Origin of the sequence: Aquimarina macrocephali (assembly GCF_051627225.1) — a bacterium.
In the GTDB taxonomy this organism is placed as follows: Bacteria; Bacteroidota; Bacteroidia; order Flavobacteriales; family Flavobacteriaceae; genus Aquimarina; species Aquimarina macrocephali.
Window position 1 is genome coordinate 2,523,868 of record NZ_CP151795.1, and the last position, 25,748, is coordinate 2,549,615.

A 25,748-nucleotide genomic window follows, 5' to 3' on the forward strand; every position below is an offset into this window, starting at 1 on the left:
TGAAGACCTAGAACGAATAGCTAGACCCGAAGAGGAACGTCCAATGATAAAGCAAGAATAATCTACAAGAATATTAAATAATTTAAAAGGTTATTATTAAAGAATGTAATAAAACATAACTATGGTCAATATCTCTAAATCCATAACTCACTTTCTTGAAAACACTACTAATATGGTTCGAAAGAAAAGACTGATGATCTGGTTAGCTTTTATAGCTATTACTGTATTTACAATGCTTGGAATACCTAAAACTAAATTTGATATGACCATCGAAGGATGGTTTCCAGATGATGACCCGGTATTAATTGCAATGGATGAGTTTAAAGCAGAATTTGGAAGTAATGAGGGAGTTTATATAGGTTATAGACCTGTGGATGGAGATGTGTTCTCTACAAAATCTTTGGAGGTGGTTAAGAAAATTCGCCAGGATATTCTCGACACAAAACATAAGGATGATTCAACAATATTGAAACATATTGTTAAGGTCAATACCCTTGTAAATGCCTCGGTTTTAACGGCAGAAGGTGATGTGTTAGTTTCTCAAAAACTGATAGGTGATAATATTCCAACTACGCAGGAAGAGATTGAAAGGGTTCGTAAGCTGGCGCTATCTCAAAAATCATTTCCATTGCTTTTCTTTTCAAAGGATATGAAATACGGGGGAATACTTATTCAAACTGACTTTGGTACAGAACGATTAGAAGAAGAATCGGATATCATTACAGAAGAAGGACTTGAGGATGCTTTGGATATGGATGAAATGGTTGTTGCGGATATGAGTGAAATCCAAAAAACTGAAGAAAGAGTTCGTTTTAAACGTGCAGACTTAAGTGAATTGGTTCCTTTGATGGAAGAAATAAATACCATCTTAAATAAACCTGAATACAAGAATCATTTGCAATATTATGCGGTAGGAAATGCGCCTCTTGCTTATGAACAGCAATCAATAGCTATGAATGAAGCGGGCCCAATTTATTTAGGACTTTTATTGATAATATCTATTCTGTTATGGTTTTTTATCCGCTCATTTAGTGCGGTGGCCTGGTCACTTATCATAGTTATAGTAAGTGCTATTTGGGTAATTGGTTTAGCAGGTTGGTTAGAGGTAGAGGTAACCGTATTTTTGATGTTAACCATCATGTTGATCCTAACTGTTGGAGTATGTGATGCCGCACATATTTTTTCGGGCTACGTATATTTCAGAAATCAGGGAAATGACCGAAAAACATCCATACAAAAAGTGTTTAAATCAACTAATAAAGCAATTGTATTGACTGCGTTTACTAATATAATAGGTATGTTGGCTTGTTTTTTAATTCCAATTCCTCGTATTCAGGTTTTCGGTATAATGTCAGCTGCGGGTGTTGCTTTTGCTTGTATTCTGACAATATTCTTTTTACCCTTGTTACTTGATGTATGGGCGCCTGGAAGAGATAGTACACTGCAAAAAAAGAAATTCAGATTATCAACAAATAAGTATTTGCCTAATTTCTCTCTGTTCCTGCAAAAAAAAATGAGCAATGTCCTATCATTGGTACAAAAGAACCCTATTAGTATTATTTTGTTGTTTCTATTAGTTTTAGGAATAAACATTTATGGTGTAACTATACTTAGGATAGATACAAATATTGCCAACCAATTTGTAGAAGGTAACCCTTATAGGGAATCTGCAGAGATTATTGATAAAAAACTAATGGGAAGCCTTAATATGGAGATTTTTTTAGACCTGTCTAAGGCCAATGCTTTTGAAAATCCATCAGTACTGAATACGATTGATAAACTACAACGAAAGTTAGAAACAAAATACGAAGATGTAGTTGTAAGAACATCATCTCTGGTAGAAGTTGTAAAAAAAGCTAATAAAACATTGAATGAAGAGAGGGAAGAGATGTATTCTATTCCAGAAAATCAGAGTGCTTTATCCCAAACTCTTTTCCTTTTTAATCTGGCAAACCCAGAAGACCGTAGAAAACAAGTTTCAGACAATTATAGTAAGTCACATATTTCTTTACAATTATATAATGTGGGCTCTCTCAAATACTTAGACGTATATGAGAATATGCAAAAGGATATTGATGAAGCAGTAGCAACTCTAAAGCAACAATACCCAGATACAAAGGTGTCCATAACAGGAGCATTGCCCATGAATATGAGATTTGTACAGGTGATCGCAAGCAATGGTTTGCAGGATATTATCATGGTTCTAATTGTAGTAACTATAGTATTGATTTTTGTTTTTGGATCTATGCAAGGAGGTTTGATAGCAATTATTCCTAATCTTATTCCATCAATGTTAACTTTAGGGTTGTTAGGGTTAACAGGACGATCTGTGGATGTAGATATATTGTTGTTACTTCCGGTAGTAGTTGGTATTTCTGTAGATGATACCGTTCATTTTATAAGTCATTATCGTGATATGGTAAGGAGGGATGGAGATATAAAAAAAGCTTTGTACCATACAGTAAAAGAAGTAGGTCAGGCAGTTACTTTTACAAGTTTAATTTTAGGATTAGGTTTCGGTATATTATCCTTTTCGGCAATGGAAGGAACCGCTAATGTTGGAAAATTTGGTTCCATCGCAATTTTTTCGGCTTTGATGTGTGACCTTTTCCTATTGCCAGCTTTGATCTTAGTATTCAAACCAAAATTTCGAAGGAAAGGAAAACCAAAACTTCAAAGAAAAATGGCAATGTAAAACTTAGATAAGAAAACAAAGTGCTTGCTTGCCTGGGAGACAGGGAATATACTTCGTTTGTTTCGTAATCAACTTGTTGTTAGTTGGTTATGTAAAAAACTTTCGCCTTGCTTTTAATTATTATAATTTTTTTTAGACTTTTCATAAAGAAACCAAAACCTATTATATCCCAATCCTTTGAACTTGATATGATTATTTTGAATTGTATTTAATAGGCAAAGAGTAGCAGCGATATTGTTTCTTGTTAAAACTTTTAAACTTAAATAAGTAAATAATGAAAAAAAAACAGATTGTATTACTTGTTGTTACAATAGCCTTGACATCGTCATTTTCAAAGATGCGGTTACCAACACAGTCAGCAAAGGATATTATGCTAAAGGTACACAAAGTGGCCAAAGAATCTTTTAACACATCCGTACAGAGAATAAAATTATCGACCTGTAAATATACGGTGTCCAATAAAAGAATAGTATGTACCGAAGAAGCAAGAAACAAATTACTGGAGAGTGTTGCTAAAAACTATGGAGATCACAATCAAGACAGTCGATCAATTTCTATAATAATTGAGCCTAAAAAAGAAAAAGGAGTAGGTATGTTAACCTATGAGTATGGGGAATTAGGTAAGGATAATGATAGTTGGATATATTTTCCTGAATTAAGTAAAGTAAAACGCTTGGCATCAAGTAAAGATAGTAATGATAATAATGGAAGTTTTTTTGGCTCAGAATTTTCCCTTGAAGATATGGAAGATTTGAAAATAGATGAATATAACTTCAAGATTTTGAGAGAAGAAAGCTATAAGAGCCGTGAAGCCTGGGTTATTGAGTATACCCCTACATCAGAAAGGGCAAAAAAATCAAAATATAGTAAAACAATATCATGGATAGATAAAGAAAGATATATCAGTTTAAAGAAGAACCTATATGTTCATGGAGACCACTATAAACAGATGACTATGTCAAAAATTGAAAAAATTGATAACGTTTGGATCGCAAGGCAATTAACTATAAATAACCTTACCACTCGCACGATAAGTATCATGAATATGATTTCGGTAGCCTTTGATCAAGAAATTTCGGATGATTTTTTAACGACAAGAACCCTGGAGGATTTTACATTTAGGGAACAAATTTTAGTCAAACTTCGTAATAGTTTGAAATAAATATAACCCAGGTTATGTAATTTGCTTATGACGCTTTGGGATAAAATAGATTTTCTATCACATAATCCAGAATTAAACCACTTCATGAAGAAGTCATAGAAATTTTATAAAAAATGGTACATATAAAGGAACCATAATAACTTCATTTATATCAATTTAAAAGGATCATTGATGAATTCCACTGGACAGCCGGGAGACAGGTCTGACCTCTAAAACAATTTTATAAACAGATGAAATATTCAAATAGAGAAGAACATTTTGATGCTATAATAGTAGGTTCAGGGACTTGCGGAGCTACAATAGCAAAAGAATTAAGTAAACAAAACAAAAGAGTTCTTATTCTGGAACGGGGTGGTAACGGACCACTAAAAGAATCCCTTATGGGGTATGCCAAAATTTCTAATGAAATCCGTGTTACAAATAAATTAAAAGATTTACGTGCTTTTACTACAGGAGGTACAACAGCTATGTATTTTGCTGTGGCAGATTCACCTCCAATAAAAACTTTTCAAGATATGGGAATTGATCTTACCGAAGATTTGGAACAAGTGCGTAAAGAATTACCAGTTGCAGAAATATCAGATGCATTAATTGGCGGTCAGGCAAAAAGATTAGGTGAAAGTGCCAGACAGTTAGGTTATGATTGGGAAAAGAAGTTGATGTTGATAGATCAGTCAAAATTCAATCACAAAAATTATTATGAAGTAAAATGGAAAGCCAGAGTTTTTGTAGAAGAAGCTCTTAGAAATGGAGCAGTTTTGGTTAATCAAGCCACTGTTTCTAAAGCTATACTTGATAATAAAAAGGCTATTGGTGTTGAATACTATATTGGGAAAAAAAAGAAGGTATTTAAGGCATATGGAGAAAAAATAATTCTTGCAGCTGGTTCGTTGGCCACTCCCATTATTCTTAAAAATAGCGGAGTCAAAAATGTAGTGAATCATGGTTTTTACATTAATCCAAGTATTGGTCTTATAGGAAAGGTTTCGGACCTTTCGTCAGAAGAAAACTTTTGTGGTTGTATGGGGGCAAAGTTGGACGATGATATTGAATTGATGGATGCTAATTTTCATCGTTTTCTATTTAACATGGGTATGATCGTTTCAGCTAAACCATTTCGTATCGCTTCATATCCAAAACACATTGGGATTACAGTGAAAGTGAAAGAAGCTGTTGGGGGAGAGCTTACAGAAAAGGGTAAATATTACAAAAAATTAACTGAAGATGATCATAAGAAATTGAAGAAAGGAATAGAAGCGGCTAATAGGATATTAAAAAACGCAGGGGCCAGAAAAATCTTTAAAACAAGCTTGATATCAGGAGGGGCTTTAGGAACAATCAGGATTAAAGAGCAAATAGATGAAAATTTTCAGACGCAGTATAATAACTTATATGTGTGTGATGGTTCTATATTACCTGATAGTGATCGAGTAACACCAACTCTTACACTTGTGTGTCTGGCTAAATATCTTTCCAGGCATTTGATAGCCTCTTAAAAAGGTAACCAACTAAATAATTTCAAAACTGATAAAACTCACGGTTTTGAATCATAACACAAAAACAAATAATATTATGGAACATTCTGAGAAAAATAAGACCAATAGCTTTTTATTGGTATTGACACTTTTAAGTATTGTAGTAGGAGCAGTTGCTCCCTTTATATGGAGCAGATTTATTGATGGGCAATTAGGGATTATAACCTTAGTTTTGGTCGAAGTACTATTACTGGTATTTATTTTGATTTCAGCAAATTCCCTTTGGAAAAAATCAGGATCAAGTCAATGGAAATTGAAATCTGATAAAAAACAAATGAAGGTCTATACGTTGAAAACCCCTGGGGAAAAGTTGTTAAAAATTAAAATTGTTGGTAGACTAAAATCTATTAGGTTAGCCAGTATTTTGACCCTTATGAGAAATCCAGATTCGGCAGAAGATGTAAATATGTTTGATTCACATTACATAGATGATTCAATGTACCCAGAACTTGTATATTATACTTTTAAACAGAAAGTTTTTCCTCCTTTCAAAGTTAGAGAATATGTGGTTAAATCCGAATTTTCACAAGATCCTGTTAGTAAAGAAATGAAGTTCAATTTTGTAGCTGCACCAGATAAACTACCTGTTAATAAACGTTGTCATCGAGTGACAAAAATGCATAATAGATGGCGATACACTCCTTTAAAGAATGGTGAAGTAGAATATGAATTTGTATACGACGCAGTTGATCCAGGAGGTTACTTTCCATACGCATTAGCTAATTGGCTAATCCCTAGTATGCTACCCTATGCGTTTGCAAAAATGCCTAAGATATTAGATAAAGAAAAATATCGTAACGCTAAGGTTGATTATGTTCAGGAAGTTGGTCAACCTGAAGAGATGATGATATAAAGAACCCAGTTAGACTTCTGAATTTGTAGATCATAGGCCACATACTGGCTTATGAGGAAGCTCTCTATCTTAATAGAAAACCTGATGTTGTTAGTAATATAACACAGGATAGTTATCTACACTCCCCCCAATTGATGTTGCAAATTTTATTCAATTCGCTAAGGTCATAAAAGACTTGGCGTAGGTGCTTATTTTCCAATTCTTAATGATTATAATATAATGAATAAAGTGTCCGAAAATCGAACATATAGTTTAAATATCCCACAAATGTTATGGGATGGACTGTCCGAAAACTGGTTAATGAAAGAACTAGGTGATATACATTGGAAAATGATATCAGAAGGACTGAAAACAGAGTCTGATAAATTGGTTGACAGTAACGGAAATAGGTTGTATGCTAGCTTTGTTCGAATAAAATGGGAGTCTAATAATTGCCTGGGAGAATTCAGTGAAAACGAAAAAATAGAGATTAATAGTTACCTGTCAAAGTATGGTAACAAGATGTTTTTTAGTAATGGCGAGGTGACTGGGCTAAATAAAAAAATAAAGACAGAATTAATGTCCGTTTTTTCTTCTCGAAACTCAGGAAATAATCAAAAATTGATAAAAGGAACACCTCTAAGCGTAGAACATAAAAATATTTCGGTTCACAATAAACTTCCTAAAGTTGCCAAAGATTTTTTTAAGGTAAAATCTTGTTTTTTTCAACCTGAAAAAGAAGAAGGTAACGATATAAAAGAAATCATTCTTAATGATAGCCCATTTGATATCTATACAGATGTAAAACCTTTATTTCAAAAAAAATACCAAATTGATTCTTATGATGATATCAATGGTGTTGGTCTTTTATATTTTGCTTCTTACCCAAAAATAAGTGATAAATGTGAATTGAGTTTTTTTCAGGAAAAATACATTGGAGAAATCGAAAACTATAATTGGGCCAAAGATAGTTCTACTATTGCGAGAGATATACACTACTATGGAAATGCAAATGCAAATGAAGAATTGACGTATAATTTAGAAGACTTTTCTTACCTGGATAACAATACGATTAAACTAAGTTCTTCTTTAGTAAGAGAAAAGGATGGAGTGTTAATAGCAAAGATATTTACGATTAAAAAGCTATCAGAACCTTTAAAAATTGCAAGTACTTGGATTAGAGGTGAAAAGGAAGGTGAAACGAAGCCTTTCTTAGAAACAAGTACACCAAATATAAATACTACTGAATCTCCTGATAATTCTCCAATACTTAATCAAAATTTCAAAGGTAATAGTGATTTAAGCGAAGAACAACTATGTGAAACGATAATCAACTTTTTTTCTAAAATTTTAGAAAATAACGAGATTGCTATTCATACAGATTTAAGGAGGTTTGGAGTTGAATCCATTGTATATACTGAACTTTCAGAACATCTTAACATAGAGTATGGTTTCCAAAGTAATCCAAGCACATTTTATGGACTATTTACAGTGAAAGAAATTGCATCTTTTCTGCTTTCGACATACCATACCACACCTAATCTGAATAAAGATAATGAAGTAGTAAAAGATGAGGAAAGCCCTGTAGAATCTGACGATATTGCTATCATAGGGCTTTCATTAAAAATGCCTGGAGCAAATACTAAAGAAGAATTTTGGGAAAATTTAGTGAATGGAAATTCTTGTATCACAACTACTCCAAAAGATAGATGGGATTGGCCAGAAGATATTGATATACACGGAATCCATAAAGGAATTAATTACGGAGGTTATATAAAAGATGTAGATAAATTTGATGCATCCTTTTTTGGGATATCCCCAAGAGAAGTAAAAATGATAGATCCACAGCAAAGAATTCTTCTTGAACTCACATGGGAACTCATAGAAAGTTCTGGATACAAACCTTCGGTATTAAAAAAGAGTAAAACAGGAGTATTTATTGGTGCTAGTGGAAGTGATTATGAGACTTTACTAAATAAAAATCCTAAACTTAAAGAGTTTTCTGTGACAGGAACAGCAATGGCACTTCTCTCAAACCGGATTTCATATTTTTATGATTTTGATGGCCCTAGTTTAACAATAGATACGGCTTGCTCTTCATCGTTGGTTGCCATAAATAATGCGATTGCTTCAATCAAACAAAATGAATGTGAACAAGCTATAGTAGGAGGGATACACCTCATGTGCGAACCTACAAAGAGTATTGCTTACAAAGAATCCAATATGTTAAGTATTGATGGTAAGTGTTACACTTTTGATGAAAGAGCCAACGGATATGTAAGAGGAGAAGGAGCTGTAATGTTCCTTTTAAAACCTTTGAAAAAAGCAATTACTGATAATGATAATGTGTTGGCCTTAATTAAAAGTACAGCCGTAAATCATGGAGGCTATTCTGGTGGGGTAACTGTACCTAACCCAAACAAACAAAAACAACTTATTGAAGAAGCATATACAAAAGCCAACATCCATATACAGGATGTTTCGTATATAGAAGCACATGGCACAGGTACGAGCCTAGGAGATCCAATAGAAATATTGGGTTTAACCAAAGCTTTTCAATCACTACAAGGTGAAAAAAATGAAAATCATACTCCCTGGTGCGGGATAGGATCAATAAAAACAAATATTGGTCATTTAGAAGCAGCATCCGGAATTGCCGGACTACTAAAGGTAACTATGGCAATGAAACATAATTATCTGCCTGCTAGTCAAAACTTCAAAAACATAAACAGTAAAATTGAAATTGAAAATAAACCTTTTCGTATTCTGGAAAATGGAACCGAATGGCTGCCAAATAACAATCAAAATACTCTTATAGCTGGAGTAAGTAGTTTTGGGATAGGAGGTGCTAATGCTCATATAGTTTTAGAATCTTATAAGGAAGATGAGGTAGAGAACACTTCAGGAATCGAAGGACCATACTTATTTATATTATCTGCAAGACGTGAAGAAATACTGAAAGATTATGTGAAAAAAATACTGAGTTATATAAATCAAAATTCTTCGGTAACTCCTTATCAATTATCATATACCCTACAAGCTACCAAAGAGGAAATGGAACATAGGTTAGCTTTTGTATATAATACTATCGAAGATCTCAAAGCATATTTGATAAATTTTATAGAAGGGTCTTACCTGCAAAACACCTATGTAGGTAGAATAAAAAAATCAAAACTAGACCAACTAGATCATAATAAAATCATTGTCGATAGTCTTAATTTGGGGAATGTAGCAGAACAATGGTGTCAAGGTAGTACCATAAAATGGGAAGAGTTGTATCCAATCAACCCTAAAACTTTAGAAATTCCAACATATCCTTTTGACCACAAAAAGGGATATTGGGTTTCTTATACAAAACAGCAAGACCTTGATGAAAAATATCCTCAAATAACCACACAAAAAGTAAAAATCAAAACTTTCAACATTTCGGAAGAACTCTCTATTCCTTCACAGATTTTAAAGAAGACAGAGAAAGAGGTTCGATTAGTTCAAGATTTTGATAAGGAGACCCTGCCAAAACCTATTAATATCCCATTAATGCCTCCAGGGCAAATAAAAGTGGAAGAAATAGAACAGGTCGTGGACCAAAAAGTACAGTTTACCCTTTCGGATACATTAGAGGAGACCCCGAAGGAAAACCATACTATAAATAACCCTTCTTATATAAAACTGTTTGATCAAGGTAATGGTACTTATTCTCTGGAGATGAATGCAGACGGGAATAACACTCTTTCCCGTGAATTAGTGGTAGAGCTAATACATAGTCTGGAGTATGTACAACAACTACCAGGGCTAAAAGTGTTGTTGCTCCGAGGTAATGGAAATACTTTTCTTCAAGGAGGGCGCGAATCATATAACGAATCGGTAGCGCAGGGACTTTATCGTTCCATAGCTTATTTTCCCTATCCAATAATAGCAGAGATGCAAGGGGATGCCACAGGTAGTGGTTTCCTGTTGGGTGCACTGTGTGATTTTATGGTATGCAGCCAGGAAGCCAAATATTCCTATACAGATTATGACAAAGGACCGTTACCTACATTAGAAGAAGAATTGCTTTTCAGAGAACGTTTTGGAGAAGTTTTCGCAAGAGATTTCTTATATCAATCAGGGGTATCAAGAGGATATAAGTTAAAGGAAAGAGGCTGGAGCATTCCGATCGTCCCTTCCGAAGAGGTAAGAGTTCATACAGAAAAATTGGCTCAGTCCCTATGTGGCAAACCACAAGTTTCTCTTCATCTTCTGAAGCAACACTTAGGGCGAAATATTTTAAGGCTAACAGATGAGTTAAGTGTAGTTGAATCATTGAAGATAAAAGATACTACAACTTCAGCCCCATCCAAGGTTTTTTCCCGCTCGAAGTATATAACAGTTGAAACAGATAAGGATCAGATACTGGTAATCAGGATACATATCGGAGAAAAAAAATACCAGTTAAAAACCCTTGTATCAGGTCTTGGTGATATCCTTAGTCAGGTTAGGAAGGAAAGGTGCCATAAAGCGATAGTACTTACCAGTGATGATGAAGGTTTTCTTAGAGTATCGGATGTATCTGGATCGGTAAGAGAAATTCTAGAGTTCCAACGGTTACTCATAGAATCACCAATTCCCGTGATATCAGCAATGAGGAAAAATGCGAAAGATATAGGTTGGCTGATTGCTCAATCGTGTGATGTGTGTATTTATCAAACAGAGGGAGGCTATTCGGCCTCTGGTCTTTTAGAGGAACCAAAACTATCAAGACAGGCAGGATATATATTCGAAGATCGATTGGGGTCTTATGTATGTCAGGAAGTATTGCTGTCAAACAAAATATATAGAGGTGTTGAGCTCCAGCAGCAAGTGGGAGGTGCATTAGTATCCAAGGATCCCTTTTCATCAGCTATGGAATTAGCGACCCTATGGAGCTCCCTTTCAATAGAAACTATAAGGCAATGGAAGAAGGATCGAGTAGCAGCAACCCTTGAAGAGATAGATCAGTTACCGTTGTGGCGAGAAACTGAAGAACAAGTCAAGACTTCTTTACCACAGGAACCTACAGAGATTCAACTAAAGTCAGAAGTTATACGGGCCACGGTATATCAGGAAGGGATAGTAGAGATTAGGATGGAGGACAGGGAGGCGAAGAATATGTTTTCTGATGCCTTCATTGATGGTATCACAGAGATATTCGAGCATATAGCAGGATCTTCGGCCTATAAAGTAGTGATATTGACAGGATATGATAATTATTTCATTTCAGGAGGAACCAAAGAAATGTTACTGGATATCCAAGAGGGTAAAATTAAATTTACTGATGCCAAAATATACCACTTGGCCCTTAAATGTAAGATCCCCGTGATAGGTGCTATGCAGGGTCATGGGATCGGTGCGGGCTGGTCGATGGGAATGTTTTGTGATTTTCCGTTGTTCAGTGAAGGAGGGCATTATGTGAGTCCTTATATGAGCTATGGCTTTACTCCCGGGGCAGGATCGACTCTGATTTTTCCTGAGAGAATAGGATATGATCTGGCAAGAGATACCTTGCTGACAGGAGTGGAATACTCGGGTCAGGAGTTAAAGGAAAAAGGACTGCCTTTGCCGGTTTTACCTCGTAAAGAGGTTTTTTCTGCTGGGCTTACTCTTGCCAAACAACTGGCAGGTAATTCCAGAGATAGTTTAATAGCTCTTAAGGATCAGTTGACCGATAAGTTAAGAATTCGTTTGGAAGAAACATACAGTCTGGAATTGGCCATGCACGAAAAAACATTTGTTGGCCGTTCTGAGACTCTGGAACGTATTGAAAACAATTTCAATACTACCACAGAAGATACAATGGATCAGGCAATCCAAGCAGAAGGATCGATTTCTTCCGGATTCGATAACATATCTCAGGGTACGGATGTGTTGTCTATGATCTTGGCAAGTCTCAAAGAACTATTGGCCCAAGAATTACATATGCAAGATGAAGAGATCGATGAGGAAAGCCAGTTTGTGGATCTTGGTTTGGATTCAATTATTGGAGTGACCTGGATAAGAAAGATCAATGAAAAATATAAGATTTCTATTAATGCAACTAAAATTTATAGTTATCCAAATCTGAAGCAATTCAGTAATTATGTAAAAACAGAAGCAGAAAAAGAAGGAATATTACCTGTTCAGGAAGTTCTGGAAAAACAAACTGATCATGCCAATAATCCTATAGAATTACAAAGTATTAACGCTTCATCATCAACATTAGAAAACCCTGTTTCTGAGTACAATTTATCGGCACAGAAACCAACTGTACCTTTAGAACATCAATCAAAATCCATAGCCGTAATTGGTATGGCAGGTCAGTTTCCTAAAGCCAAAGATGTAGAAGCATTTTGGCAAAATATAGCTCAGGGCGAAAATTGTATTAGTGAAATACCCAAAGAACGCTGGGATATTGATAAGTACTATCAGGAAGGGGAGGCAATCTCAGAAAAAACCTATAGCAAATGGATGGGGGCATTAGAAGAACATGATCTTTTTGATCCCTTATTTTTTAATATATCACCCTCAGAAGCAGAGCATATGGATCCGCAACAGAGACTGTTTTTGCAGACCTGTTGGCATGCCATAGAATATGCAGGTTACAATGCCGAATCATTGGCTAATAGCAAATGCGGTGTATTTGTAGGCTGTGGTCAGGGAGATTATCATCTGTTATCAAAGAATCTAAGAACAAGTGCTTATGGTTTTACAGGTGGAGATAATTCTATATTGGCTGCACGTATATCTTATTTCCTAAACTTACAGGGACCTTGTTTAACCATTGATACAGCTTGTTCATCCTCATTGGTGGCCATTGCCAACGCCTGTGATTCCTTAATTCTTGGTCAAAGTGATCTTATGCTGGCAGGAGGAGTTTATGTTGGTGTTGGTTCTGATATGCATGTTAAGACTTCGCAAATGGGGATGTTATCACCAGAGGGAACATGCTATACTTTTGATCAACGAGCCAATGGATTTGTACCTGGCGAGGGGGTTGGAGTAGTTATGCTAAAAAGACTGGAGGATGCAGAAAGAGATAAAGACAATATTCTAGGAGTTATCCAAGGCTGGGGTACTAACCAAGATGGTAAGACTAATGGAATCACAGCTCCAAATACAGAAGCTCAATCTAAGTTGCAACAAGAAGTTTATGATAAATATAATATTGATCCATCTTCCATTCAGTTAGTTGAAGCCCACGGAACAGGAACAAAATTAGGAGATCCGATTGAGGTAGAAGCCTTGGTAGAATCTTTTAAAAAATACACTCCAGAAAAGGAGTACTGTGCTCTGGGGTCAGTAAAAAGTAATATAGGTCATTGCTTAATGGCTGCTGGAGTTGCTGGTATGATCAAGCTTCTGATGTCACTAAAATATAAGAAACTACCTCCAACTATTAATTTTGAAAAATTGAACGAACATATCGGTTTGAAAGACAGCCCGTTCTATGTTAATACAAAATTAAAAGATTGGAACATTGAAGAAACGCAAAGACGTCAGGCAGCTATCAGCTCCTTTGGTTTTAGTGGGACCAATGCCCATATGGTTATAGCAGAGTACCCGTCATCGTTAGATAGAAATATCAAGAATTCAGATAGCGTTTCAAATAATGATTGTGTTTTCCTTTTATCTGCCAAAACCGAGGAACAATTGAAGCAAAAGGCGATTGATCTGTTGACATATATTGATAAAGAGAGACAATCCTTTGATATGGTTCAAGTGTCATATACGTTACAGATAGGAAGAATGGAGATGGAGCAACGTCTGGGATTTGTGGCTAATACCGCGGATCAATTAATAAAAAAATTAAAAACATATATAGAAGGCAAAAAAAATGTTCAGGATATATTCCTGGGAGAAGCAAAACGTAATAAAACCACTATTTCCTTATTTTCTAATGATACCGATTTACAAGAAACCGTTGATAAATGGATTCAGCAGAAAAAACTTTCTAATCTTATCAGTTTATGGGTTCAAGGGCATGATCTGGATTGGAATAAATTGTACGGAGAGAACAAACCTCAGCGAGTAAATTTGCCAGTTTATCCATTCGCTAAAGAACGATATTGGTTTAATGAAGAGGTTAGTGATTTCTCATCGCCAAAAACTTCGGGAACTATAGTACATCCTTTGCTGCACCAGAATACATCTATGATTCATCAGCAACGTTATAGCTCAATATTTAATGGCAAAGAATCATTTTTAAATTATGATCAACAGACTGGGGTAAAATTCATAGCAGAATTAGCTAGTTTAGAAATGGCTCGTGCGGCTATTGAACACTCATTACCATTACAATCAGAATCCGGTATAGAGTTAAATAATATAGTATGGTCGGATCCTATGATAGCTGTTCCCGATACAGAATTTACAATTTCTTTATATGAAAAGGATAACGTTCATATTGATTATGAAATATGTAGTAATACAGGAAACGAAGAAATAATCCATTGCCAGGGAGTTGCACGTATTAGTAATTCATTAGTATCAAATCAAAAGGACATAGAGTGGCTTAAAGGACAGATGACGCAAGATGAAATGGGTATAGCTCATTCAGAAATTGTAGATATACATCAGAAAGAGTATCAATTATTAGTTCAATTAAATTTATCAGATCATACTCTGGATAACCAAAAAGGTTTTGTGTTATATCCTGCAATCATGGAACATATATTAAGGGTTGTTGATTTTTTTGAAAATAAGCATGAGAGATTAATTCCTTTGAATTTAGGGTCGATACGAGTAGTATCACCTTGTACACAAAACATGCATATATGGATTCGTTTTTCAAAAAACCATCAATCGGGAGATGAAAATTTCAGCTTGGATATAGATCTGTATGATGACCAAGGGATTGTTTGTACACAAATTAGAGAGTTATCACTTGGTAGTGATAATCAAACAAGAATAGAAGCATTTACTAATGTTAATGAAAATGTAACCAACAAAGAACTGTTTCAAACACAAGAAACAACACAAACATTATTTTTTAGAGAATATTGGCAAGATCAACCAGGTATCAATACAGAGGCAGGATTGGATGATCAACAGACCATTATTTTTACGGATAAAGATTTTCGTGAAAAATTGGTAATTGAAACAGAGAATCTGTTGTCCAAAGCCATTATGGTCGAGGAGGCTGATAGTTTTCGGCAAGTGACACCGAAGTTATACCATTGTCATCCAACTAACCAAAACGATATTGGTAAAATACTTAATCGAGTTACTGATGAAGAGAGTAAACCTGTTCGCATCATATATACTTGGGGGAAAGGTCAGGGTGAAACAGGTGTTCACATGTTATTTGATTTGTTTAAAACTATTAAATCATCTATATCTTCAGTAACTCACGTGACACTTGTCGGATATTATAATCCTTCAGAAGTTAATACTTGTTGGGATTACTCTTGGATTGGTTTTGAACGATCATTAAAATTACTTCTACCAAATATTCAAGTATCATTACTTTATACAGATATACCTTCCTGTACATCTAAACAGTTGTTAGATGCATCACAACGGAACGGAGTATTATGGTATAAGGATAAGAAGAGATATATACTATCAATACAATCATGTAAAACCGATAAAACAGACAAAGAATCTGTACTGAAACAAAATGGAAGTTATTTAATTACAGGTGGTTGTGGTAATTTAGGTTTACAGTTTGCTCATTATCTGGCGAAAAATTATAATGCCAATCTTCTATTGGTAGGTAGGCGTCGGATAACCTCTGATATTGAAGAGCAAATTAAGAGTTTAAAAGAAACGGGTACGGGAGAAGTATACTATACATCTGTTGATGTTAGTGACAGAAAGGGAATATTAGCTTTGAAATCTGATCTGCCTTTTAACCTTTCTGGTATTATTCATGCAGCAGGAGTAGAATCCTCAGAACCTTTTTACAATAGATCAGCAGAAGATATCAATACAGTACTTCATCCTAAAACCATTGGTTCCATACTATTAGATGAGATATTTGATGAACCTTCATTAGATTTCATTTGCTACTTTTCATCAGTATCGGCTTTACTTGGTGATTTTGGTTCTTGTGATTATGCAGTAGCTAGTCGTTTCCAAATGGCCTATAGTCAATATCGTGAACAAAAAGAGCAACGTAATGGAAAAACAGTTGTCATTAACTGGCCACTATGGCAAGAAGGCAATATGGGAACAAGTGATAAGGAACAAACTTCCTTTTATTTGAAAAGCAGTGGTCAGGAACCATTACAAACATCGCAAGGTATAGACCTTTGGCATGACCTTTTAAAGTCAGATATGACACAAACACTTGTGATGCTGGGAAAACCATCCCGTCTTGAGCAGACATTGAATCGATTATATCAGGTTAGGCAACCAATTATTGTAGAAAGCGTTCATGGACAAACAAAACACACCGAGGATAAAGTACGGAAATTTCAGTACCAGGGACTTTCAATGAAGGAATGTATCATTTCCGACTTAAAGCAACAGATTTCTGGATTGACTAAAATCAAAAAAACAGAACTAAGTACTACTAAGAATTTAACAGAATATGGTTTTGACTCTATTAGCCTGAGTAAATTTGCTAAAAGACTGACAGCTTATTTTGGATTAGAAATAACACCAGCAATATTTTTTAGTGCTACTACTATTAGTAAGTTGGGAGAGTATTTTCTGCAGGAGCATGCTATACACATAGAAAGTTTTTACAACCAGACTAAAGCTGTTAATGAAACTGATAAAGGAAAAATTTCTACAACTAAATTAGAAAGTGTTAAGCCAGATCTTAATCATCGTTTTAGACCTCGATTTAATTCTGCGCTGCCTGCTACAATGAATCAGGAACCTATTGCAATTGTGGGTATGTCTGGGCGTTTTCCACAGGCTCAAACAGTAGATCAATTTTGGGCATTGCTTGCAGAAGGTAAAGATGTAATTACTGAAATACCTTCTAACAGATGGAACTGGCATGATTATTTTACCGCTCCAGGTGATACCAACAATAAAATGGTTACCAATAAAGGAGGCTTTATTCATGGTGTGGATGAGTTTGATCCATTGTTTTTTGAAATCTCCCCTCGTGAGGCTGAGCAAATGGATCCTGCTGAACGTCTACTCTTAATGGAAACTTACAAAGCGATAGAAGATGCAAGAATATCTCCAAATGATATTAGAGGTAAAAAAGTAGGTGTTTTTGTAGGAATGGAAGAAAGCCAATACGACCAAATCACAGGACGGCAAGGTATTACTACCAGTGGTAATGCCATGATGAGTTCTAGACTCTCTTACTTCCTCGATTTACATGGGCCGACTATTGCTACAAATACAGCGTGTTCATCAGGATTGGTAGCCCTACATCAGGCTGTATCAAGTCTGCGTCAAGGAGAATGTAAATCGGCAATAGTAGCGGGTATTTCACTGCTCCTTTCACCAGAAAATTACATGATGATGAGTGAGGCAGGCATGCTATCAGAAGACGGTCATTGTTACTCTTTCTCAAAAAATGCAAATGGTATTGGAGTGGGAGAATCTGTTGTAGTACTAATGCTGAAACCATTATCAGCAGCCATTGAAGAAGGTGATTCAATATATGGCACAATCAAAGCTAGTGGCATTAATTTCGATGGTAAAACAAATGGAGTTACTGCACCTAATGGAGACAGACAATCTGAATTAATAGAAAAGGTTTACAAAGATTACCAAATTGATACCAATGATCTATCATATATCGTCACCCATGGTACAGGTACCAAACTTGGTGATCCTGTTGAGATAAATGCTTTGATTAAAGCTTTTAAAAAACTAAATAGTAACAAGCAATCCCAGATAAAGCAAGAACATTGTGCTTTGACGAGTTGTAAGAGTAATGTGGGACATACATTGGCAGCCTCTGGGTTAGTTAGTGTGGTTAATCTACTAAAAGCCATGCAATACCGTCAAATTCCGGGAAGTTTAAACTGCCAAGAGGAAAATGATTATATCACCAGAAATGATAGTCCGTTTTTTATAAATAAAGAAACCTGTGAGTGGAATAAGGAGGAAGGCAAACCATACCTGGGAGCAGTAAGTTCCTTTGGACGAAGTGGAACCAATGCTCATGTCGTTATTGAAGAATATCAGGAACCTATTGAAAATATAAATCCGATCCCTCGAACGACTCAAAATGAGAAAGTAATGATTCTTCTTTCGGCAAGAACCGAAGAGCAGTTACAACAAAGAACTCATGATTTGCTAGATTTTATTGTATCACCATCTCAGAAGACTATTGATTTACAAGAGTTAGGATATAGTCTTCAGGTATGTAGAGAAGAGTTTGAAGAACGCCTCGGATTTATAGTAGGATCAGTCACCCAATTGACCGAAAAACTTCAAGATTATCTTGATGATGTTGAAGACATAGAAGATACTTATAGAGGTAAAGCAAAGCGCAATCAGGAAGATATTAGGATTATCAATGATGATGACGATATGAAAGAGGCAATTGATAAATGGATTATCCGTAAGAAACTACCCAAATTACTTGAGTTATGGGTCAAAGGCTTGACTATAGACTGGAAAAAATTCTATGGTGATAATAAACCCAAACGTATTGCTTTACCTACTTATCCATTTGCTCAAGAACGTTATTGGATAAATACAATACCGAAAGATCAATCAGGAAGTAGCTTACATAAACTACACCCATTAGTACATCAAAATACTTCCAATCTTATTCAACAAAGCTATAGTTCAACTTTTAGAGGAAACGAATTCTTTTTAAAAGATTATCAATATCAAGGACATAAAGTATTACCAACTAGTATTTATTTAGAAATGGCAAGAGCTGCTGTTAAAATGGCTTTACCTATAGCAGAAGAATCACTAATTATTGAAATGCACCATTTAGAATGGGTGGAACCATGTATTGTTAATAAGGATAAAAATATTAAGATCGTTTTATCTCCACTGAATGAAAATCAAATCAGTTACGAAATTTTTAGCCAAGAGGTTGGTGCAGAAATATGTCATTTTAAAGGCAATGCAATTTTTAGTATAGCATCTAATACTTCAAAATTAGACGTGCAAGGTTTGATGAGACAAATGGGAGAAGATTCTGTAGAAATATCTGATCTCTATACTACTCTAAACAATATTGGTATAAGTTATGGGCAATCTTTTCAGGCACTAAAAGCTATATATCAAGGAAATAACCAATTGTTGGTAAAGTGTAAAATACCATCTACAAGTCAAGGCAATTATGTGCTACATCCCAGTATCATAGATAGTATATTACAGGCAAGTGTAGTGTTAATTGGAAGTGCAGAACCATTGATCCCTGTAGCCTTGGATTCATTAACTGTTGTGTCTGCTTGTGTCGAAGAAATGTTTGCTTGGGTACGATTATCAGAAGAAACTCAACCTGATGACAAGCAAATTAAACTGGATATTGACCTATGCGATCAACAGGGGAATATAGCTATAACTATGAGAGGTTTGGAACTAGTCGTTCCTTCACAAATAAAACCAAAAGGAACCACTATAGAAACAGCTCAATTATGGGATGGAGTAAGTTATCAGACCAAATGGGAAGTACAACCTGTATTGTCACAAAACACTACTGTAACTCATAAAACAGTATTAATTGTTTGTAGTGGAGCCACCTTAGGGCTTGAAAAGGAAATTCTACAATATTATGATCAGAATAATACAAAGTCCCTTCTGGTTAGAGTGGCAAATAAAACAGAGCAGGTATCCGACAAGGAGTGGCTATGTGGTACAGACGACCCTGAAGGATTTCAAAGTTGTTTGAAGAATATCGATGAAATAGATGCATTGTATTTTCTTTCTATGCAAGATGAATTCTCTAATTCGTTAATTTTAAATGAATTGGAGTATAGTCATAAAAGCAATGAAATTCAATTTTCACGTCTTGTTAAAGTTCTTAAGCAAAACAATAAGGTAAAAGAAAAAATCGAATCTTATGTGTTAACACTGGATACTCACTCTATCCATGAAGAACCAAACCAATATGGAGGAGCAGGTATTACAGGTTTGGCATATTCACTTGCTCAAGGGAGTTATCAATTTCGGGTTAGAAACCTTGATTTGTCCTCAGAAGATCTAAAAACGGCAGACAGTCGTAAGAAAGTATTAGAGACTATACTTCAAGAACCTTCTACAGATAGAGGTGAAGTGTTTAAAATTCGATCAGGAAAGAGGTATCGTCAAACATTATATAAATTAGACTGGAACACTCCGGTTAATTCTGCTATTCGTCAGAATGGTGTCTATCTTATCGTAGGCGGAAGCGGTACTGTTGGTAAAGTCATTACACGTAAACTGATCAAAAAGTATGAAGCTACAGTTGTATGGATAGGAAGAAGTGAAGTAACCTCAAAGAAGGTACAGGCGGCGATGGAATTATGTAAAGAATCCAGAGAGAATTTGAAGTATGTTCAAGCTGATGTTACTAATCAGAATGACTTCGAACAAGCAGTAGCATCCATTACACAGGAATATCATAGTATAAATGGAGCCATTTTTGCCGGAATGGTCTTTGATTTTGAAAATTCATTAGATCAAACTACAGAAAAGGAATTCAGATCGATTTTTGATTTGAAAGCTCGAGGAAGCAGGGTATTCTATACTGCTCTGAAAAAGGAACCTCTCGATTTTATGTGTTATTTCTCCTCGGGACAGGCCTATTCTTTTTCTGGAGCAGCTAAACTTTCTGCATATGCGAGCGGAATTACGTATGCTGATAGCTTTGTTCACTCAATTCGAAAGCAATCAGATTTTCCTGTTGGAATTATAAATTGGGGATTCTGGAAATCTTCAATTGAAACTATTGCAGAACGTAATGAAGATATTTCTACTGGGAATTTCGAAGCTCTGGAGGACAATGAAGGATTTAAATGCTTTGAACAATTCGTTAGTGAACTTATGCAAGGAAGGATTCATCAGGTTTTATGTATGAAAACATCACAGCATATTGAGACATTGATGAATTACAATAAAGAAGAATTAATATCCTTAACAAGAATACCAGATTCATCTTCAATAATAGTATCAGAATCTACAATCGAGATTCCGCAGGAAAAAGTCAGAGAACTGAAGCACATTGAAGAGAATAGTAAGTTAGAAGATTGGCTTTATCAATTATTGTTTTGTCAAATAGATCAGTTGATAAAATCCAATAGTAACGAGAAGACATTAGAAATATCCACCTTATATAAACAATGTGGGATTTTAGATAAATATATCCCTTGGTGGAATACTTGTCTACAAAGGTTGAAACAAAACGGATATATTCAATATGAAGACAATGTCATTACTGAATGGAAAAAAGCAAATACTAAAGAGATTTGGAGTAAATGGAATATAGAAAAAGAGAAATATTTACAAAACCAAGATCGTAAAGCGTGGGTTACACTTGTACATGATTGTTTAGAAAAACTGCCAGAAGTTTTACAAGGCAAGGTTTTGGCTACAGACATCATATTTCCCAATTCTTCTATGGAAAAAGTGGAAGGAGTATATAAAAACAACCTACAGTCTGATACCTTTAATGAAATTATAGCCAATGCGGTAGTAGCATATGTACATCAAAGATTACAATTAGAGCCTAATGCTAAATTAAGAATACTTGAAATTGGAGCAGGTACAGGAGGAACTTCAGCTATTGTTTTTTCAAAACTGCAGCCTTTTAAGAAATCGATAGAGAAATATTGCTATACAGACCTTTCAAAAGCATTCTTTTTCCATGCAGAAAAAAATTATGTACCAGAAAACCCTTACATACACTGTGAGAGGCTTGATATAGAACAACCTATAGAGGATCAGGATATTGAAATTGGTACTTATGACCTGGTGATTGCTGCTAATGTGTTACATGCTACCAAAGATATACGACGTACTATACAGAATGCAAAGACCATTCTACATCAAAACGGATATTTGCTGATCAATGAATTAAGTACTCCAGCACTCTTTAATCATTTGACATTTGGGTTACTAGATGGATGGTGGCTCTTCAAGGACCCTGATCTTCGTATGCCAGGTAGCCCAGGGGTATTTCCTGCTACTTGGAAACAAGTTCTAAAAGAAGAAGGTTTTCCTTTAGTATTGTTTCCGGCAGAAGAAACACATTTTGTCGGCCAACAGATAATTATGGCTCAGAGTAATGGGGTAATTAGGCAAAAAATATCAGTAAAACCGAAAGAGATAATTGCCAAAACTATTCCAGCTGTGACCAAAAGTAAGCCTGCCCAGATTCAGAAACAAACAACTGTTTCAATACGAGAGCAAAGCTTAGTTTCGAAACCTTCACAAAATATACGGGAACATATTCGTACTAAAATCCTGAGTAGTTTATCCGAGACTTTAAAAATTTCCTCAGAAAATATCGATTCGGATATTGCTTTTTCAGATTATGGAATTGATTCAATTCTAGGAGTAAGTTTTATAAATCGAGTCAATGAAGTACTTTCTATTTCATTAAATACTGCTATCATTTTTGAACACTCATCGGTAAATCGTTTGAGTAAACATATAAATAACTCTTATCAGGCACAGATAGAATCCAACCTGGAAATACAACATGATATTTCGGTAACAACAGAGGAGGATCCAGGACAACCGATATATAAAGAAGAGGCAGCTAGTATAGGGAGTGTTTTACCTCAAAACAGATTTGCTTTTAGAACAGATTTGTTTGGGAAAAATGCTTCCGGAAAAATTGAAGAGAACAGCTCAGAGATTGCTGTAGTTGGAATATCTGGGATGTTTCCGAAGGCAGATAATATTAGTCAATTCTGGCAAAATCTGATACAGGGAGTTGATGGAGTTGATGAACTTCCTAATCGTTACTTAGATCAAAGAAAATACTTCAGTACCGAAAAACAACCAGATAAAACACGATGTAAATGGGGTGGAATAGTTGAAGACAGAGATTGTTTTGACCCTCTGTTCTTTAATATTTCTCCTAAGGAAGCAGAGTCGATGAATCCACATCAACGATTGGTTTTACAAGAAAGTTGGAATGCTATCGAAAATTCGGGATACAATCCAAAAGATCTTTCGGGCTCTCAAACAGGTATCTATATAGGAGCAGAACCTACAGGATACACAGGAGAAACTTTTACAGGCTATTCCGATGCTATTATAGCTTCTCGTTTGTCCTATACTTTAAACCTTAATGGTCCATCCTTTGTTGTTAATACAGGTTGCTCTTCTTCGGCAGTAGCGTTGCATTTGGCATGCGAAAGCTTAAGAAATAAGGAAACAGATTTGGCATTGGCAGGAGGCGTCAATGCATGTTTAGATGAGAACGTACTCATTCGTTTAGATAAGATAGAAATGCTTTCTCCTAATGGTCGTTGTTTCACTTTTGATAAAGAAGCAAACGGAACTATTATCTCTGAAGGTATAGGTATTGTAGTATTGAAACGCTTGGAAGATGCTATTGAATCAGGAGATAAGATTTATGGATTGATCTCCGGATCAGGGATTAATCAGGATGGAGCAAGTAATGGAATCACGGCACCTAATGGAGAGGCCCAGGAAAAACTTATTGTAGATGTTTATAAAAAATTCAAAATTGATCCAAAAGAAATCAATTATGTTGAAGCACACGGAACAGGAACAAAATTAGGAGACCCAGTAGAAACAAATGCTTTAGTAAGAGCTTTCCAGAATTTTACAGACAATAAAGGGTTTTGTGCTATTGGTAGTGCTAAATCATATATTGGTCATACAGCGGCGGCGGCTGGAGTTATTGGATTGATCAAAGTACTATTGTCTATGCAACACAATAAAATACCAAAGTTGTTAAACTTCAAAACTATCAACCCTTTAATCGAATTTAAAGAATCTCCTTTCTATATAAATACCGAAGTAGAGGACTGGAAACCGTCTAATAGAGCTAGAATGGCAGCGATTAACTCTTTTGGACATAGTGGTACTAATGCTCATCTGGTCATTAAAGAATATATCGAACCAAGAAGTAATCCTATTTCCAAAACAAAAAACCTTGTAATAATACCACTTTCGGCCAAAACACATGAGCAGTTGCTGCAAAAGGCCAAGGATCTCTTTGAGTTTATTCAAATAGAAGAAGAAGGATTGCAATCAACTAGAAATCTTGATTTGGCAGATATGGCTTATACCTTACAGGTGGGTAGGGAAGCTATGGAAGAACGCTTGAGCTTTATTGTTAATTCGGTAGAAGAACTGGCTCAAAAACTTCAAGCTTATATTGATGGAGAACGTGCAATTGAAAATACCTGGATAGGGAAAGCTAATCGAAATAAGGATATTCGCACTCTGTTTAGTAGAGATATTGACCTGCAGGAAATTATTAATAAATGGATAACCAAAAATAAACTATCCAACCTTGCTGATCTATGGATAAAGGGTCTGGAATTAGATTGGAATAAGTTATATACAGAAGTTAAGCCCAGTCGTATTCATTTACCATCATATCCATTTGCAAAAGAACGTTACTGGTGTAACATCTCCAAAAACAACGAGCTAATTAGGGTACCAGAAAGCAATACTACAACAATTCATCCGCTGCTCCATCAAAATACTTCTGATTTAAGTCAGCAAAGCTATACAACCATTTTTAATGGTGAAGAATTCTTTTTAAAGGATCATCAGGTGGATGGAAACAAGGTATTACCAGCGGTCGCCTATTTAGAAATGGCTCAGGTTGCCATAAATCATGCGTCACCTGTTCATGGAGAACAATTCATTTTGGAACTGCAAAATACAGTATGGTTAAAGCCTGTAGTTGTTGAAAAATATAAAGCGGTATCAATAGCCCTATTTGAAAATGAAGAAAAAGGCGATGCTGTAGAAAAAATAGAATTTGAGATATATAGTCTGAATGATGAAACAGAGGAGCAGAAAGAGACTATACATTGCCAAGGAGAAGCTATATTCAGAAGAAGGGAAATACCTTCCAAACTGAATACTGATCAACTTAGGAAACAGATGAAGCAAACAACAATTGAATCTTCTACTGTTTATAGTTCTTTTAAACAGTTTGGGCTTGATTATGGCCCGGCACATCAGGGAGTAACTGCAATTTATATGGGAGAGCATCAACTCCTCGCACATCTTAGTTTGCCAATAGAGAATAAAACCAACCAGAAAGGTTTCACTTTACATCCAGGTTTAATGGACAGTGCACTTCAGGCATGTATTGGGTTAATGGTTGATTTAAATGATTTACCATCCCATCCATTACTCCCTTTCTCGTTAGAAACTATACGAATAACCTCTGCTTGCGTCCCAGAAATGTTTGTCTGGGCACGCTATGCAAAAGACAGTAAACCTGGAGATAAACTCATTAAAATTGATCTTGATCTATGCGATCACGAAGGAAATATTTGTGTACAGATGCATGGGTTTTCATCACGAACTCTGAATAGAGAAACAGGCTTTACTTCTCAAAAAATATCAATTGATGGAACCTATGATGATGATTTTTATAAAAACATAATTGAAAAAGTTCTTAATAATGAAATCTCAATAGAAGAAGCAGCTGAGTTAAATTGATTTTAT

General features: G+C 35.3%; 5 protein-coding genes. All 5 read left to right on the top strand.

Going from position 1 to position 25,748, the window contains the following annotated elements; translation table 11 throughout:
- The first annotated feature begins 172 nt into the window (after nt 1-172).
- The 5 genes from AAFU52_RS11240 (at nt 173) to AAFU52_RS11260 (ending at nt 25,742) form a co-directional block, all read left to right on the top strand.
- Nucleotides 173-2,695 carry an efflux RND transporter permease subunit gene (locus AAFU52_RS11240; protein WP_438426444.1) on the top strand — a complete coding sequence of 841 codons (2,523 nt, stop codon included), beginning with the start codon at nt 173-175 and terminating at the stop codon, nt 2,693-2,695.
- Nucleotides 2,696-2,969: 274 nt separating this feature from the next.
- Nucleotides 2,970-3,857: an outer membrane lipoprotein-sorting protein gene (locus tag AAFU52_RS11245; protein ID WP_438426445.1), complete on the top strand. Its 888-nt coding sequence runs from the start codon at nt 2,970-2,972 to the stop codon at nt 3,855-3,857.
- Between the two features lie 230 nt (nt 3,858-4,087).
- Nucleotides 4,088-5,353 carry a GMC family oxidoreductase N-terminal domain-containing protein gene (locus AAFU52_RS11250; protein ID WP_438426446.1) on the top strand — a complete coding sequence of 422 codons (1,266 nt, stop codon included), beginning with the start codon at nt 4,088-4,090 and terminating at the stop codon, nt 5,351-5,353.
- Nucleotides 5,354-5,399: 46 nt separating this feature from the next.
- The gene (locus AAFU52_RS11255; RefSeq protein WP_438426447.1) at nt 5,400-6,245 is read left to right on the top strand and encodes a hypothetical protein; all 846 of its coding nucleotides are present in this window, start codon (nt 5,400-5,402) and stop codon (nt 6,243-6,245) included.
- Between the two features lie 219 nt (nt 6,246-6,464).
- Entirely contained in the window at nt 6,465-25,742 is a 19,278-nt protein-coding gene (locus AAFU52_RS11260; RefSeq protein ID WP_438426448.1) for an SDR family NAD(P)-dependent oxidoreductase, read from the top strand.
- Nucleotides 25,743-25,748: the final 6 nt, after the last annotated feature.

Excerpts from the sequence above, each read along its gene's own strand:
- AAFU52_RS11240 (WP_438426444.1), top strand. The coding sequence starts at position 173 with ATGGTTCGAAAGAAAAGACTGATGATCTGGTTAGCTTTTATAGCTATT.
- AAFU52_RS11250 (WP_438426446.1), top strand. The coding sequence starts at position 4,088 with ATGAAATATTCAAATAGAGAAGAACATTTTGATGCTATAATAGTAGGT.
- AAFU52_RS11245 (WP_438426445.1), top strand. The coding sequence starts at position 2,970 with ATGAAAAAAAAACAGATTGTATTACTTGTTGTTACAATAGCCTTGACA.
- AAFU52_RS11260 (WP_438426448.1), top strand. The coding sequence starts at position 6,465 with ATGAATAAAGTGTCCGAAAATCGAACATATAGTTTAAATATCCCACAA.